This window comes from Nocardia sp. SSK8 (genome assembly GCF_037034205.1).
Taxonomy (GTDB): domain Bacteria; phylum Actinomycetota; class Actinomycetes; order Mycobacteriales; family Mycobacteriaceae; genus Nocardia.
The window spans coordinates 196860-211493 of sequence record NZ_JBAGKD010000006.1 but is presented as its reverse complement, the minus strand read 5'-3'; the positions used below and the strand labels follow the sequence as shown (position 1 = coordinate 211493).

The 14634-nt window shown below is 69.9% G+C and carries 14 protein-coding genes and 1 tRNA gene; 11 read left to right on the top strand and 4 right to left on the bottom strand.

The genetic code is table 11. From position 1 onward, the window contains the following. Positions 1–18 precede the first annotated feature (18 nt). The 5 genes from WA675_RS14125 to WA675_RS14105 all read left to right on the top strand — a co-directional run bounded on the left by WA675_RS14125 (position 19) and on the right by WA675_RS14105 (position 5831). Positions 19–744: a sterol desaturase family protein gene (locus WA675_RS14125; RefSeq protein ID WP_442945625.1), complete on the top strand. Its 726-nt coding sequence runs from the start codon at positions 19–21 to the stop codon at positions 742–744. Between the two features lie 166 nt (positions 745–910). Next, positions 911–2314: an MFS transporter gene (locus WA675_RS14120; protein WP_336084736.1), complete on the top strand. Its 1404-nt coding sequence runs from the start codon at positions 911–913 to the stop codon at positions 2312–2314. Positions 2315–2369: 55 nt separating this feature from the next. Then, a complete protein-coding gene (locus WA675_RS14115) occupies positions 2370–2573 on the top strand; it encodes a heavy-metal-associated domain-containing protein (RefSeq protein ID WP_336084735.1) in 204 nt (67 codons plus the stop codon). 20 nt (positions 2574–2593) lie between these two features. Then, entirely contained in the window at positions 2594–3511 is a 918-nt protein-coding gene (locus WA675_RS14110) for a hypothetical protein (protein ID WP_336084734.1), read from the top strand. A gap of 64 nt (positions 3512–3575) precedes the next feature. Further along, positions 3576–5831, top strand: a complete 2256-nt coding sequence (locus tag WA675_RS14105; RefSeq protein WP_336084733.1) for a heavy metal translocating P-type ATPase — start codon at positions 3576–3578, stop codon at positions 5829–5831. Between the two features lie 48 nt (positions 5832–5879). Here the strand turns inward: WA675_RS14105 and WA675_RS14100 are convergent, their stop codons facing one another. Then, on the bottom strand, positions 5880–6512 hold the full coding sequence (locus tag WA675_RS14100; protein WP_336084732.1) for a DUF6636 domain-containing protein: 633 nt from the start codon (positions 6510–6512) through the stop codon (positions 5880–5882). Positions 6513–6607: 95 nt separating this feature from the next. Here WA675_RS14100 and WA675_RS14095 point away from each other — a divergent pair, with 95 nt between their 5' ends. Further along, positions 6608–7267, top strand: a complete 660-nt coding sequence (locus tag WA675_RS14095; protein WP_336084731.1) for a histone deacetylase — start codon at positions 6608–6610, stop codon at positions 7265–7267. A gap of 71 nt (positions 7268–7338) precedes the next feature. Further along, positions 7339–8745 (top strand): lipase maturation factor family protein, encoded by a 1407-nt coding sequence (locus tag WA675_RS14090; protein ID WP_336084730.1) that lies wholly within the window; start codon positions 7339–7341, stop codon positions 8743–8745. Between the two features lie 37 nt (positions 8746–8782). On the opposite strand, the gene WA675_RS14085 is transcribed toward WA675_RS14090, so the two are convergent. Next, positions 8783–8858, bottom strand: a tRNA-Gly gene (locus WA675_RS14085). Positions 8859–9090: 232 nt separating this feature from the next. On the opposite strand from WA675_RS14085, the gene WA675_RS14080 reads away from it, so the two are divergent. Further along, a complete protein-coding gene (locus tag WA675_RS14080; protein WP_336084728.1) occupies positions 9091–9513 on the top strand; it encodes a hypothetical protein in 423 nt (140 codons plus the stop codon). Positions 9514–9550: 37 nt separating this feature from the next. Here WA675_RS14080 and WA675_RS14075 read toward each other — a convergent pair whose 3' ends face one another. Next, positions 9551–10306 carry a lysophospholipid acyltransferase family protein gene (locus WA675_RS14075; protein WP_336084726.1) on the bottom strand — a complete coding sequence of 252 codons (756 nt, stop codon included), beginning with the start codon at positions 10304–10306 and terminating at the stop codon, positions 9551–9553. A 201-nt stretch (positions 10307–10507) separates the two neighbouring features. On the opposite strand from WA675_RS14075, the gene WA675_RS14070 reads away from it, so the two are divergent. The 3 genes from WA675_RS14070 (at position 10508) to WA675_RS14060 (ending at position 13541) form a co-directional block, all read left to right on the top strand. Next, positions 10508–11398 carry a hypothetical protein gene (locus tag WA675_RS14070; RefSeq protein ID WP_336084725.1) on the top strand — a complete coding sequence of 297 codons (891 nt, stop codon included), beginning with the start codon at positions 10508–10510 and terminating at the stop codon, positions 11396–11398. A gap of 42 nt (positions 11399–11440) precedes the next feature. Next, positions 11441–12976 carry a Rieske 2Fe-2S domain-containing protein gene (locus WA675_RS14065; protein WP_336084724.1) on the top strand — a complete coding sequence of 512 codons (1536 nt, stop codon included), beginning with the start codon at positions 11441–11443 and terminating at the stop codon, positions 12974–12976. A gap of 193 nt (positions 12977–13169) precedes the next feature. Further along, complete coding sequence (locus WA675_RS14060) at positions 13170–13541, top strand: hypothetical protein (protein ID WP_336084723.1); 372 nt, start codon at positions 13170–13172, stop codon at positions 13539–13541. A 5-nt stretch (positions 13542–13546) separates the two neighbouring features. Here the strand turns inward: WA675_RS14060 and WA675_RS14055 are convergent, their stop codons facing one another. Further along, positions 13547–14590: a Gfo/Idh/MocA family protein gene (locus tag WA675_RS14055; RefSeq protein WP_336084722.1), complete on the bottom strand. Its 1044-nt coding sequence runs from the start codon at positions 14588–14590 to the stop codon at positions 13547–13549. Between the last annotated feature and the right edge of the window lie 44 nt (positions 14591–14634).

The window sequence follows — 14634 nt, the reverse complement described above, 5'->3', positions numbered from 1 at the left end:
TCCACCCGAGGAAACATCATGACCAGCACCAGCCCGCTCCCTTCCGATTCCCCCGACGAGCTCGCGCCGCCGCAGGCCGAACGGCGAACCGCCAAGCCGCGCGCGATCCGCCGCAGCCTGACGCTCGCGGCGGCGGCGCGGGAGTTCGCCCGGCACCCCTCGCCGTGGATGATCGCGGCGAGTCTGACCGTCGTGCTGACCGTCCGCCTCGTCCTCGGCGACTGGCAGCTCACCGACGCCCTCGTGCCGGTGCTGATCCTCGCCGCGTTCCCGCTGGTCGAATGGGTCATCCATGTCAGCGTCCTGCATTGGCGCCCACGGCATCTGGGCCCGCTCACTCTCGACAGCGAGCTGGCCCGCAAGCATCGCGCCCACCACACCGACCCGCGTGATGTGCCACTGATCTTCATCCCGCCCAAGTCGCTGACCCTCACCATCGTCGCGCTGGTGGCCATCGCCCTGCTGGCCTTCCCCCGCACCGCCCTGGGCCTGACCTTCCTGCTGACGATCACCGTGCTCGGCCTCCTCTACGAGTGGACGCACTACCTCATCCACACCGACTACAAGCCCCGGCACGCCCCGTATCGCGCGGTCTGGCGCAACCACCGTCACCACCACTACAAGAACGAGCACTACTGGTTCACGGTGACCACCACCAACACCGCCGATCGCCTCCTGCGCACCGCCCCCGATCCGGCCGCCGTACCCACCTCTCCCACCGCCCGCCACCTGCACGCGAGCTGATCTCAGACCCACCTTCGACGCCCGGTCCGCCCGCACGGCGGACCGGGCGTTTTCGTTCGCCCAGGCCACGTGCGTGAAATCCATGCTTGACGGATTACTACCCTAGGGGGGTATGGTATCGAGCACCGAGACGCGCCGCGCTCGACCGCTCGAAAGGACGAAAGTCGTGACCACACAAACGAAATCCACCCGTAGGTGGTGGGCGCTGGCGGCGATCGCCGCCGCGCAATTCATGGTCATCATGGACACCTCGATCATCGGGATCGCGCTGCCGCGGATGCAGGGCGAGCTCGGCTTCACGCCCGAATCGCTCACCTGGGTGTTCAACGCCTACGTCATCGCCTTCGGCGGCTTGCTGCTGCTCGGCGGCAGGCTGTCGGATCTGCTCGGCGCCCGGCGGGTGTTCGGCGCGGGCTGGGTGGTGCTGGCCATCGGCTCGGTCCTCGCCGGAGCGGCGGGCTCGGTGGGAATCGAGCTGGCGGGCAGGGCGATTCAGGGCGCGGGCGCCGCGCTCATCGCCCCCTCGGCGCTGACGCTGCTGATGATGCTGTTCGGCGGATCGCCCGGTGAGCTCACCAAGGCACTGGCGGTCTACGGCGCGGCCGCGCCCGCCGGTGGTACCGCGGGCGTCTTCCTCGGTGGCGTGATCACCGAATACCTCAGCTGGCCTTGGGTTTTCTACATCAATGTGCCGATCGCGGTACTCGCCTTGATCGCGGTGCCGCTGCTCATGCCCGCCGCACCGGCCCGTAAGGGATCCATCGATATCGCCGGTTCCATCACTGTGACAGCGGGTTTGGCGGCCGCCGTGTACGCGATCGTGCAGGCACCGGAGGTCGGCTGGGCCTCGGGGCAGACCCTCGGCGTGCTGGCCGTGGCCGCCGCGCTGCTCGCCGGATTCGTCGTGCTGCAGTCGCGTCGCGCCGAACCGCTGATGCGGCTGAGCATCTTCCGCGCGCCGAACCTCGCCGCCGCCAACTTCGCGCAGTTCGCGCTGGCCGCCGCCTGGGTGCCGATGTGGTTCTTCCTCAATCTGTACCTCCAGCAGGTCCTCGGCTACAGCGCGTTCCCCTCGGGCGCGGCGCTGCTGCCGATGACCACGCTGATCATGCTCGGCATGGTGGTGCTTGCCCCCAAGGCCATGCAGCGGTTCGGCGCCAAGCCGATGATCGTCACCGGTCTGCTCGTGCTCGGCCTCGGCCTCGGCGTCATGTCGCTGGTCCGCCCGACCGGCAATTTCTGGGTCGACGTCCTGCCCGCCTCGCTGGTCGCCGCGGGTGGCATGTCGCTGGCCTTCATCCCCTCGCTCGGCACCGCCATCTCGGCCGCGCGGCCGGAGGAGGGCGGGCTGGCCTCGGGCATCGTCAATGTCAGCTACCAGGTGGGCTCCGCGCTCGGCCTGGCCGCGATGACGGCACTGGCCGCCGCCTTCGGCGCGGGCGAACTCGGCGACGTCACGGCACTCACCGACGGCTACTCGGCCGCCTTCCTCGGCGCGGGCGTCCTCGCCCTGACAGGCGCGGGCATCGCCGCCGCCACCCTGCGTACCCCCACCGGCGAGCACAATTGACAACTTACCCTAGGGGGGTATGGTAATGATCGACACTACGCGCAAGGAGACGAACATGAGCACCACCACTGTCACCGTCACGGGCATGACCTGCGGTTGCTGCACCACCAAGGTGCGCGACAAGGTCGGCGCGCTGCCCGGCGTCACCGGGGTCGCGGTCGACCTGGCCACCGGCGCGGTGGCCATCGAGGGCACCGCACCCGAGCGCACCGCCCTGTCCGAGGCCGTCACCGCGGCCGGTTTCCAACTCGCCGACTGAACCCGGAACGGAGCATCCCGATGAACGCACCAGCCAAATTCGCCGGATTCGCCCTCGGCCTCGCGGCGATCTTCGGGATCGCTCTGGCCGCGGGTGCCCTGATCGGTCCGGATCCGTCCGAACCGGCCGGGCACGACGAGCACGCCGCCCCGGCCACCGAGGGCGAGATCCCGGGCGGCCTGCTCGTCACCGATCAGGGCTACACGCTGGCCCTGAACCAGCCCGACACCACGACCGCGGCCCAGGCGCCGACCGCCTTCCGCATCCTCGACGCCACCGGCGCCCCGGTCACCCGCTACGAGACCAGCCACGACAAGGACCTGCACCTCATCGTGGTCCGCCGCGACATGGCCGGATTCCAGCACGTACACCCGGTACTCGACCAGACCGGAACCTGGTCGGTCCCGCTGAACCTGAGCCGGGCCGGTGACTACCGCGTCTTCGCCGACTTCACCCCGGCGGGCGGGCGGAACCTGACCCTGGGCGCGGATCTGCGGGTCTCCGGCGACTACGACGTGCAGCCGCTACCCGCCCCCGCCACCACCGCGCGGGTCGGCGACTACACGGTGACCCTGGACGGCACCGTCGCCCCCGGCGCGGCCTCGAAGGTGACCCTCTCGGTCAGCCGCGACGGCAAGCCGGTCACCGACCTGCAGCCCTACCTCGGCGCTTACGGTCATCTGGTCGCGTTGCGCGCGGCCGACCTGGCCTACCTGCACGTTCATCCCGAGGGCGCGCCCGGTGACGGGGTCACCCCCGCCGGTCCCGGCATCGACTTCGTGGTGAACGCGCCCAGTGCGGGCGACTACCGCCTGTTCCTGGACTTCCAGCACGAGGGCGTGGTGCGCACGGCCGAGTTCACCGTGCGGGTCGCCCAGCCGGACACCGCGCCGACCAGCGCGCCCGACGACCACGGCACCCCAGGCCACGGCCACTGACCCCGCACCACCCACGAGCAATCATTCAGCAAGAATCGATATCAGGAAACGATCGGAGCACCCCATGACCGCCGTGACACACCCACCGGGCACCGGCCAGGTAGAACTGGTGATCGGTGGCATGACCTGCGCTTCCTGCGCCAACCGGATCGAGAAGAAGCTCAACAAGCTCGACGGGGTCACCGCCACGGTCAACTACGCCACCGAGAAGGCCCGCGTCGACTTCACCGGCGAGGTCTCCCCCGAGGACCTGATCGCCACCGTCGAGCAGGCCGGGTACACCGCGGCCCTGCCCGCGCCGAAGCAGGCCGAGCCCACCGAGGACACCGCCGCCGAACCCGACCCGACCGCCTCGCTGCGCACCCGCCTGCTGGTCTCGCTGGTGCTCACCGTCCCGGTGATCGCCATGGCGATGATCCCGGCCCTGCAGTTCACCAACTGGCAGTGGCTCTCGCTCACGCTGGCCGCGCCAGTGGTGATGTGGGGCGCGCTGCCGTTCCACCGGGCCGCGTGGACCAACCTGCGCCACGGCACCGCCACCATGGACACCCTGGTGTCGATGGGCACGCTGGCCGCCTTCGGCTGGTCGCTGTACGCGCTGTTCTGGGGCACCGCGGGCACGCCCGGCATGACCCACCCGTTCGAATTCACCATCGCGCGGATGGACGGCACCGGCAGCATCTACCTGGAGGCCGCCGCGGGCGTCACCACGTTCATCCTGGCCGGGCGCTACTTCGAGGCCCGGTCCAAGCGGCGGGCCGGGGCGGCGCTGCGGGCGCTGCTCGAGCTCGGCGCCAAGGATGTGGCGGTGCTGCGCGACCGCGTGGAGACGCGGATTCCGGTGGAGCAGTTGGCCGTCGGCGACGAGTTCGTGGTGCGGCCGGGTGAGAAGATCGCCACCGACGGTGTGGTGACCGAGGGCAGTTCGGCGGTCGACGCGTCCATGCTGACCGGCGAGTCGGTGCCGGTGGAGGTCGGTGCGGGCGATGCCGTCACCGGTGCCACGGTGAATGTCGGCGGACGACTCGTGGTGCGCGCCACCAGGATCGGCGCCGACACCCAGCTCGCGCAGATGGCACAGCTGGTCGAGGACGCGCAGACCGGCAAGGCCAAGGCCCAGCGGCTGGCCGACCGGATCTCCGGGATCTTCGTCCCGATCGTCATCGCGCTGGCCATGGCCACGCTCGGCTTCTGGCTGGGCACCGGCGGGTCCGTCGCGGCGGCCTTCACCGCGGGTGTCGCGGTGCTGATCATCGCCTGCCCGTGCGCCCTGGGCCTGGCCACGCCGACCGCGCTCATGGTCGGCACCGGGCGCGGCGCGCAGCTGGGCATCCTGATCAAGGGGCCCGAGGTGCTGGAATCGACCCGCGAGGTCGACACCATCGTGCTGGACAAGACCGGCACCGTCACCACCGGCAAGATGACCCTGCTCGAGGTGCTGCCCGCCGCCGGTGAACAGCGCGCACGGGTGCTGGAACTGGCTGGGGCGCTGGAACACTCGTCGGAGCACCCGATCGCGCAGGCGATCGCCAAGGGCGCGCAGGACGAGGTGGGCACGCTGCCCGCCGTCGAGGGCTTCGCCAATATCGAGGGCCTGGGAGTGCAGGGCGTGGTGGACGGGCACGCGGTGGTCGTCGGCCGGGCCCGGCTGCTGGCCGACTGGTCGCAGCCGCTGGACGACACCCTCACCGCCGCCATGGCCGAGGCCGAATCGGCGGGCCGCACCGCCGTGGCGATCGGCTGGGACGGCAAGGCGCGCGGCGTGCTCGTGGTCGCCGACGCGGTGAAGCCGACCTCGGCGCAGGCCATCGCCCAGTTCCGCGAGCTGGGGCTGACCCCGATCCTGCTCACCGGCGACAATGCCCGCGCGGCCCGCACCATCGGCGCCGAGGTCGGCATCGACGAGGTGATCGCCGAGGTACTGCCGCAGGACAAGGTCGACACGGTCAAGCGGTTGCAGGCCGAGGGCAAGGTCGTCGCCATGGTGGGTGACGGCGTCAACGACGCGGCCGCCCTCGCCCAGGCCGATCTGGGCCTGTCCATGGGCACCGGCACCGATGTCGCCATCGAGGCCAGCGACCTGACCCTGGTGCGCGGCGACCTGCGCGCCGCCGCCGACGCCATCCGGCTCTCGCGGCGCACGCTGGCCACCATCAAGGGCAACCTGTTCTGGGCCTTCGCCTACAACGTGGCGGCGATCCCGCTGGCCATGGCCGGGCTGCTCAACCCGATGCTGGCGGGCGCCGCGATGGCGTTCAGCTCGGTGTTCGTGGTGAGCAACAGCCTGCGGCTACGCCGGTTCAAGTCGACCGCGCAGTAGCGGGAAGGACACTGTGGGGGTGGCGATTCGCCGCCCCCACAGGCGTTTTCAGTACAGGGTCTGTTCGTCGGCGGAGATGAAGAAGCCGTGACCGGAGGCTTCGCAGCGGACGCCCTTCTCGGTGGACGTGCAGGCGACGCCACGGGCGACGAGGGTGTCGCCGTAGTGCAGGGTGGCGCCGCCGCCCTTGTTGGTGCCGTCCACCGGGGAGCCGACGAAGATGCCCTGGCTGGTGCACAGGAATTCGCGCGTGTTGCCGTCGACGTGGACGGCGACCTTGCGGTCGGGGGCATCGGTGCAGCCGGGCAGTCGCGCCGGGATGGTGTTGGCCTTGGCGAGCTGGCAGCCGAAGCCGAAGGGGGCGTCGGCGAGGATGCCGCACATGATGTTGCCGGTCGGGGACTGGAAGTAGAAGCTCTCGCGCTGCTGGTAGGCGCGGGCGTCGACGGTGGCGTCCGCGCGGGTGGGGAGGTCCGGGGTGCCGGGGACGACGATCGTCGGGCCCGTCGCCTCGGGCAGGATCACCGGTCCGGTGCCCGGCGGGGCGGTCGTCGGTTCGAGGGCCGAGGTCACGGCCGGGGTGGTGCCCGGCAGGACGACCGGTTCCCCGTCGCCCCCGGCACAGGCGGTGAGCGCGCCCACGGTCACCGCCAGCGCGGCCATCACGAATGCTGTTCTCATGAGCTTCCCCTCGGTAGTCCTCCCCGACCTCTCGAAGGAGAATCGAAGGAGCAGACGATTTCGTTTCCGGCGCGCGGGGAAGCCGAGGTGAGGCCGTGAGCAGCGCTCAGTACGTCTGGTACGCCGCGTACGGCTCCAATATGCACGCGGCGCGGTTCGACTACTACCGGCTCGGCGGCACGCCACCGGCGACCGCGCACGACTATCCGGGCTTCCGCGACCCCACTCCCCCAGCCGCCGTCACGCCGCTCACCCTGCCCGGGAGCCTGTATTTCGCCTGGCAGAGCCCGGTCTGGACGGGCGGTGTCGCGTTCTATACCGACCGGCCCGCCGACGGCTGGCCGACCGGCGTCGCCGCGCGGGGCTATCTGCTCACCACCGGCCAGTTCGGTGACCTGCTCGCCCAGGAGATGTACCTGCCCCCGGCCGCCGACTTCGATCCGGCGCCGGTCCTGGCCGACGGCTGCGTGCGGCTCGGCCCTGGCCGCTATCAGACCGTGCTGCACGCCGACACCCGCGACGGCGTTCCCGTGCTCACCTTCACCGCGCCGTGGCGACCGGAAACCGTGGTGCCGCAACGTCCCTCGGCCCGCTACCTCGCCATGATCGCCGACGGCCTGCGCGCCGCGCACGGCTGGGACACCGACCGGATCGTCGGCTACCTCGCGGCACTGCCCGGCATCGCGACCCACTGGACCGAGCCCGAACTGCGCACCGCGCTCACCGGTACGGCGGGCCTCGACCTGCCGGACTGAGCAGCGGCGTTTCGCCCGGCGATCAGCGGGTAGCCCATCGATCAGGGAGGCGAGCGCCCGGGAGCACTGGCATGGAGTGGTTCGCGGCACCCGAATACTGGCTGGGCAGGCTGATCTTCCAGCGCGGCCTGGCGGTGCTCTACGCCGTCGCGTTCGTCGGCGCGGCGCTGCAATTCCGCGCGCTGCTCGGGGAACGCGGCCTGCTGCCGATTCCGCGCTATCTCGCGCGCACCCCGTTCCGCCGGTCACCGAGCCTGTTCCACGTGCGCTACTCGGACCGGTTCTTCGCCGTGGTGGCCTGGTCGGGGGCGGCGCTGGCGGTGGCGGTCGCGGTGGGGCTCGCGGATCTGGTGCCGCTGTGGGCCTCGATGGCGCTGTGGTTGGCGCTGTGGGCACTGTATCTGTCGATCGTGAACGTGGGGCAGCGCTGGTACGCGTTCGGTTGGGAATCGCTGCTGCTCGAGGCCGGTTTCCTGGCGATCTTCCTGGGCAACGACAGCGTGGCGCCGCCGCTGCTGGTACTGCTGGCCGCGCGCTGGCTGCTGTTCCGGGTGGAATTCGGCGCCGGGCTGATCAAACTGCGCGGCGACCCCTGCTGGCGCAACCTGACCTGCCTGTACTACCACCACGAGACCCAGCCGATGCCCGGCCCGCTGAGCTGGTTCTTCCACCACCTGCCCCGGCCGCTGCACCGGGTGGAGGCGGCGGCCAATCATGTGGCCCAGCTGGTGGTGCCGTTCGGGCTGTTCGCGCCGCAGCCGGTGGCGAGCGTGGCGGCGGTGCTCATCATCGTGACCCAGCTGTGGCTGGTGTTCTCCGGCAATTTCTCCTGGCTGAACTGGGTGACCCTGCTGCTGGCCGCGACCGCCGTCGCCGCCGGGCCGCCCGGACCGCCCGCGACGAGCACGCCGCTCTGGTTCACCGTGGCGGTGTTCGGTTATGTCGCCCTCGTGCTCGTGCTGAGCTATCGGCCGCTGGCCAACCTGCTGTCCTCCCGGCAGGCCATGAACGCCTCGTTCGACCCGCTGCGCCTGGTCAACACCTACGGCGCGTTCGGTGACATCACCCGGGTGCGCCAGGAGATCGTCTTCGAGGGCACCGACGCCGCCCACCTCGACGCGGACACGGTGTGGCGCGAATACGAGTTCAAGGGCAAACCGGGTGATCCGCGCCGCCGCCCGCGTCAGTGGGCGCCCTACCACCTGCGGCTGGATTGGCTGATGTGGTTCGCCGCGCTCTCGCCGTCGTACGCGCGCGGCTGGTTCGTTCCCCTGGTCACGCGCCTGCTCCGCAACGACCCCGACACCCTGCGGCTGCTGCGCCACTGCCCGTTCCCCGACACCCCGCCGACCTACCTGCGCGCCCGGCTCTACGAATACCACTTCAGCTCCCCCACCGAGCTGTTCCGCGAGGGCATCTGGTGGCGCCGCACCCTCCTCGGCGATTTCCTGCCCCCGATGTCCGACGAGCGGCCATGAGAAAAGCCCGGCGACATGATGTCTACCGGGCTTCTCGTGGAGCGGATGACGAGATTCGAACTCGCGACCCTCACCTTGGCAAGGTGATGCGCTACCAGCTGCGCTACATCCGCATGCACTTCGATGACCGTTCCGGGATCGCCGGGGCCTTCGCCGTGCGAGAAGAGACATTAGCGCGTGACCCCCGAAAACACGAAATCCGTGCGCACAGCCGCCCCCGGCCCACGGTGAGATCCGGCCCCGGCGCACCGTCACCTTAAGCCCGCGACAAGGATGCGGAAAACCCTGTGGCGCACAGTTTTCCCAGCCCGGCAGCCCTGCCGGAAGACAACGGGAGGCACGCGAATGAAGACTCTGGGGACGGTCGCGGCGGGGATCGCTGTGACCACGGTAACCATGCTGGGCGCCGGCCCGGCCCACGCCGAGATCACCGACCCGACGCAATACTCCGACGCGGTCGAGAACGTCGAGGAGGGCGGATTCGCCGACTACGCGGCCGGTCGCAGCTATCCGCGCTCCTGCCTGGTGGTGCAGAACCACCGCGGCGGCAACGTGCACCTGCGCCTGAACTACCCCACCAGCAAGGGCACGTGGACGTTCGGCCGCAACCAGCTGTCGCTCCTCGCCTACGACGGCAAGGTGGTGAAGTCACCCAACGGCCGGTGGAGCGTCCGCACGAACCCGCCGGTGAAGACCACCTGGGTCTACGACGCCGACCGCAACACCAGCAAGGGCTGCAACGGGTCCTGGGTGCTGACCATGAACTGATCCGGTGGTGGCGACGCCGCGCGCCGCCACCACCGGATCAGGAATCGGAGTTCTTCGCGGCTTTGCGGGCCAGGCGTTCGGCGGCTTCGGCGTCGTCGAGGGCGGTGGCCTCTTCGAGCGAGGGGGCGCTGCCGCCCAGGCGCTTGGGGACCCAGTAGGCGCCGGGTTCGTGGACGTAGGACTCCTGGAGGTCGGCGAGCATCGCCTGCATGGTGGTGCGGAGTTCGGTGGTGAGGTCGGCGGCGGGCTCGTAGGGGTGGATGGGGGTGCCGACGGCGATGGAGATGGGGGTGTTGGTGCGGCCGAGGCGCTTGGGGAAGCCCTTGGTCCACACTCGCTGGGCGCCCCAGATCACCACGGGAATGATCGGGACCTCGGCCTCGAGCGCCATCCGGGCCGCGCCGGACTTGAATTCCTTGATCTCGAAGCTGCGGCTGATGGTGGCCTCGGGGTACACGCCGACGAGCTCGCCGTCGCGCAGGTAGGACACCGCCGACTTGTAGGAGTCGGCGCCCGCGGTCCGGTCGACGGGGATGTGCTTGAGCGCGCGCATGATCGGGCCGGAGACGCTGTTGTCGAACACCTCCTTCTTGGCCATGAACCTGATGTAGCGACCAGGTGTGCGCGCGGGCAGTCCCGCGTAGGTGAAGTCCATGTAGCCGGTGTGGTTGATCGCCACCACGGCACCGCCGGACGCGGGGATGTTCTCCGCGCCCTTGACGGTGAACTTCAGACCTTCGAGGAAGAAGACGGTTCGGGCCAGGCCGATGATCGACCGGTAGACGGGTTCCACAAGTCCGCTAGCGTAGTCGCCGATCGCCGCTCGCGGCAGGTCGCCGCCGTCGCCGGATCTCCCCGTAGGATCGCGGCGATGCCTCGGGTGCCGAATTCGGTTCGCGCACACCGGCCTACCCCCGGCGAGTTCGCTCGCCCCGACAGTCACCGCCCGTGCTCGGTACGCGGGTGCCACGACCTAGGAATGAGGAACGTCGCAGTGCAACGCGCTCAACTGCCCGTCCCGGCCCGCCCGCATCGCGCCTTCGTGCTGGTCGCGGGGCTGACCGTCACCGCGGCGCTGGTCGCCGGATGCGATTCGGTTTCCGGGATTCCCGGTGACCCGGTCCAGGACGAGACCACCACGACGACCACCATCGAGACGACCCCCGCCCCGATCGCGCCGGGCGAACCGGCCCCGACGGCCACCACCGCCCCGCTGCCCGCCGACGCGCCACAGGTCGGCGCGGTCCCCGGCGAGCCGGACGCCGTCACCGCCGTGCGCCGCTGGGCCGCCGACCTGCGCACCGGCACCGTCGCCGAACTCCAGGCCAAGTGCTGGACGATCCCGCCGCGCACCGTCGCCGAGATGTACGCCGACCCGCAGCGCGTACTGACCGCCCTGAGCAGCCCCGGCACCGCCACCGCCGACACGGTGACCTGGCAGTCGGGCACCACCACGGTGACCGTGGACCGCGAGTCCGTCGCCTCGGGTTACGCCTGCGGACGGGTGTTCGCCGCGGGCGTCGAGCCCGGTTACGACGACGCCGACGCCCGCCACACCGTGCGCCGCTACCTCGCGCGCGCCACCGGCAAACCGCTCGATCCGGCAGACATCGAAGCATCTCACCCGCTGACCTGCAAGGCCGATCCCGCCACCTGGGATCCCACGGGCACCGGCAACCCCACAGCACCCCCCTTGACAGGCGACTCGGGCAAAGTAGGCAATGTCACCTCCTACGCCGCCGAAGAGCTACGATCCGAGCAGGTTCGTGGCGACTACCTGGCGGTTCACGTTCCCGTGACCACCGCGACGGGGGAGACGAGAAATCGGACATTCACCCTCGTTCCGACAGCCGAGGGCTACTGCATCGGTGACGTAACGATTTAGCCACTACCCTGGTTGGCTGGTACTGGTAGGAGGAAATGGCTCGTGCAGATCACCAGCGTCGGACACGCAGGCTTCCATATCCGAACCACGGCCGGGACGATCCTGTGCGATCCATGGGTCAATCCCGCGTATTTCGCGTCGTGGTTCCCGTTCCCGGACAACTCGCAGCTCGACTGGGAGTCGCTCGGCGATGTCGACTACCTCTACGTGTCGCACCTGCACCGCGACCACTTCGACGCCGCGCACCTGCGCAAGTACGTCAACAAGGACGCGACCATCCTGCTGCCGGACTACCCGGTGCCGGATCTGCGCCGTGAGCTCGAGGCGCTGGGCTTCACCAAGTTCTTCGAGACCCAGGACTCGGTCAAGCACACGATCACCGGGCCCAAGGGCTCGCTCGACATCATGATCGTGGCCCTGCGCGCGCCCGCCGACGGTCCCATCGGCGACTCGGGCATCCTGGTCTCCGACGGCGAGACCACCTGTTTCAACATGAACGACGCGCGCCCGGTGGACATGGACGTCATCCACGACGCGTTCGGTCACATCGATATCCACCTGCTGCAGTACTCCGGCGCCATCTGGTACCCCGCCGTCTACGACATCCCCGCGCGCACCAAGGCCAATTTCGGCAAGCAGAAGCGGCAGCGCGGCATGGACCGGGCCCGCTCCTACATCGAGCAGGTCGGCGCCACCTGGGTGGTGCCCTCGGCCGGTCCGCCGGTGTTCCTGGACGAGGAGCTGCGCTACCTCAACGACGACCGGGGCGACGAGGGCAATATCTTCCCTGATCAGATGGTGTTCCTCGAGCAGATGGAGATCCACGGCAACGCGGGCGGGATCCTGATGATCCCGGGTTCGGTGGCCGATGTGCGCGGCGCGGAGCTGGATCTGGCGCATCCGTTCGACCCCGATCGCATCTACGGCGACAAGGCCGCCTACATCGCCGAGATGGCGCAGCGGTTCGCGCCGGTGCTGGCCGCGGAGAAGGCGTCCTGGGAGACCGGCGAGGGTTCGCTGCTCGAGCCGCTGCGCGAGCTGTTCGAGCCGATCATGAAGCAGAGCGCGCTGATCAGCGACGGCATCGGCTACCCGGTCGGCCTGGTGATCGGCGACGAGACCATCGTGCTGGACTTCCCGCACCGCACCGTGCGCCTGCCCGTGGAGGGTGAGGGCCGCTACCGCTACGGCTTCCGCATCGCGCCCGAGCTGGTGCGCACCGTGCTGCGCGACAACGAGCCGGACTGGGTGAACACCATCTTCCTGTCCACCCGCTTCCAGGCGTGGCGCATCGGTGGCTACAACGAGTTCCTCTACACCTTCTTCAAGTGCCTCACCGACGAGCGCATCGCCTACGCCGACGGCTGGTTCTCCGAGGCGCACGACGACTCGGCCGTGGTCGAGCTGGACGGCTGGGAGGTGCAGCGCCGCTGCCCGCACCTCAAGGCCGACCTGTCGAAATTCGGTGTGGTGGAAGGCAACAACCTCACCTGCAACCTGCACGGCTGGCAGTGGGACCTGGAATCGGGCCGCTGCAAGACCTCCAAGGGCCACGAACTACGCTCCCGCAAGCTCTGACCCCCGAAACCCGAACGGGCGAGACGACCTTCGTCTCGCCCGTTTTTCGTGCCGAGACCTGGTATCGCTGTTTGCATAACTTGCAAACTGCCGATCTTCGGAGAATTAGGTATCGATTCGGCATCGGCCGCAACGGCTCTCGCCTAACCTCACGAACAACGGTTCGATCCGATCCGATTCGAGAGGAAAAACCATGGCGGACATGGATGTTGCGCTCAAGGAAATGATGCTGCTGGACGGCGCGCTGGGGGCCTGCGTCGTCGACTACACCAGCGGGATGACGCTGGGCACCATCGGCGGCTCCAAGAACCTGGACCTGCAGGTCGCCGCCGCGGGCAATACCGAGGTGCTGCGCGCGAAGATGCGCACCATGGAGCAGCTCGGGCTGGAGCAGGAGATCGAGGACGTGCTCATCACCCTCGGTGGGCAGTACCACCTGATCCGGCCCACCCAGGGGCGCCGGTCCAAGGGCCTGTTCCTCTACCTGGCCATGGACCGCTCGCGCGGCAATCTCGCGCTGGCTCGCCGCAGGCTGGCCGATATCGACGCCGAGCTCGAGCTCTAGCCACCTCAGTCCTCGGGGCCGCCCGCGACATGGCGGGCGTACTCGAGGATGCGCAGGGTCTCCACCGCGTCGCGCGGGTCGACCGGGACCGGGGCGCCGTCGAGCAGCGTGGCGGCCATGCCCGCGTAGAAGGCGGGGTAGTCGCCGGGGCGGGTGGGCACGGCGCGCAGATCCGCGCCAGCGCCGAGGATTCCCCAGGCCTCGGGATCGACAGTGCCCCAGGGTTTTCCGTCATCGGGGCGGCGTCCGGCCCGCAGCGCCGATTCCTGCGGGTCGAGGCCGGAGACGGTGTAGCCGTTGGTGGAGCCCAGCACCCGCAGGCGCGGGCCGAGTTGCGGGGCGACGGCACTCATCCACAGCTGCGAGCGCGTGCCCTGGGCGTGGGTGAGGGCGATGAAGGCGTCGTCGTCGGCCGCGACACCGGGGCGGCGGCGGTCGAGTTCGGCGTAGACCTCGACGACCGGGCCGAACAGGGTCAGCGCCTGGTCCACCAGGTGCGCGCCGAGATCGAACAGGATGCCCGCGCCGTCCTCGGCCGGGCCGACCTCGCGCCAGCCGCCCTTCACCTCAGGGCGCCACCGCTCGAAGCGGGATTCGAAGCGGCGCACCTCGCCGAACTCACCGGCGTCGAGCAGGGCGCGCACGGTCAGGAAGTCGTTGTCCCACCGGCGATTCTGGAACACGCTCAGCGGCAGGTCGGTGCGCTCGGCGGCCTCGACCACCTCCTGGGCGTCGGCGGCGGTGACGGCGAAGGGCTTGTCCACCACCACCGGCAGACCGGCGGCCAGCGCTTTCAGCGCGAGCGGGGCGTGGGTGCGGTTGGGTGTGGCGATCACGGCGAGGTCGACGTCCTCGTCCTGGGCGAACAGCTCCTCGGCAGTCGCCCAGATCCGCACGCCCGGATGCTCGGCGCGCGCCTGGGCGGCCCGCTCTTCCGACGAGGTCACCACCGAGGCCACCCGCAGGCGTGGTTCGGCCGCGATCAGCGGCGCGTGGAACACCGCCCCGGCCAGGCCGTACCCGATCACCGCTACCCCGAGCTGGTCCATCGCTGTCCCTTCGTGGTGGTTGTCCGGGGTCGAGTATTCCCCAT

Excerpts from the sequence above, each read along its gene's own strand:
- WA675_RS14125 (WP_442945625.1), top strand. The coding sequence starts at position 19 with ATGACCAGCACCAGCCCGCTCCCTTCCGATTCCCCCGACGAGCTCGCG.
- WA675_RS14115 (WP_336084735.1), top strand. The coding sequence starts at position 2,370 with ATGAGCACCACCACTGTCACCGTCACGGGCATGACCTGCGGTTGCTGC.
- WA675_RS14110 (WP_336084734.1), top strand. The coding sequence starts at position 2,594 with ATGAACGCACCAGCCAAATTCGCCGGATTCGCCCTCGGCCTCGCGGCG.
- WA675_RS14105 (WP_336084733.1), top strand. The coding sequence starts at position 3,576 with ATGACCGCCGTGACACACCCACCGGGCACCGGCCAGGTAGAACTGGTG.
- WA675_RS14100 (WP_336084732.1), bottom strand. The coding sequence starts at position 6,512 with ATGAGAACAGCATTCGTGATGGCCGCGCTGGCGGTGACCGTGGGCGCG.
- WA675_RS14090 (WP_336084730.1), top strand. The coding sequence starts at position 7,339 with ATGGAGTGGTTCGCGGCACCCGAATACTGGCTGGGCAGGCTGATCTTC.
- WA675_RS14080 (WP_336084728.1), top strand. The coding sequence starts at position 9,091 with ATGAAGACTCTGGGGACGGTCGCGGCGGGGATCGCTGTGACCACGGTA.
- WA675_RS14060 (WP_336084723.1), top strand. The coding sequence starts at position 13,170 with ATGGCGGACATGGATGTTGCGCTCAAGGAAATGATGCTGCTGGACGGC.
- WA675_RS14055 (WP_336084722.1), bottom strand. The coding sequence starts at position 14,590 with ATGGACCAGCTCGGGGTAGCGGTGATCGGGTACGGCCTGGCCGGGGCG.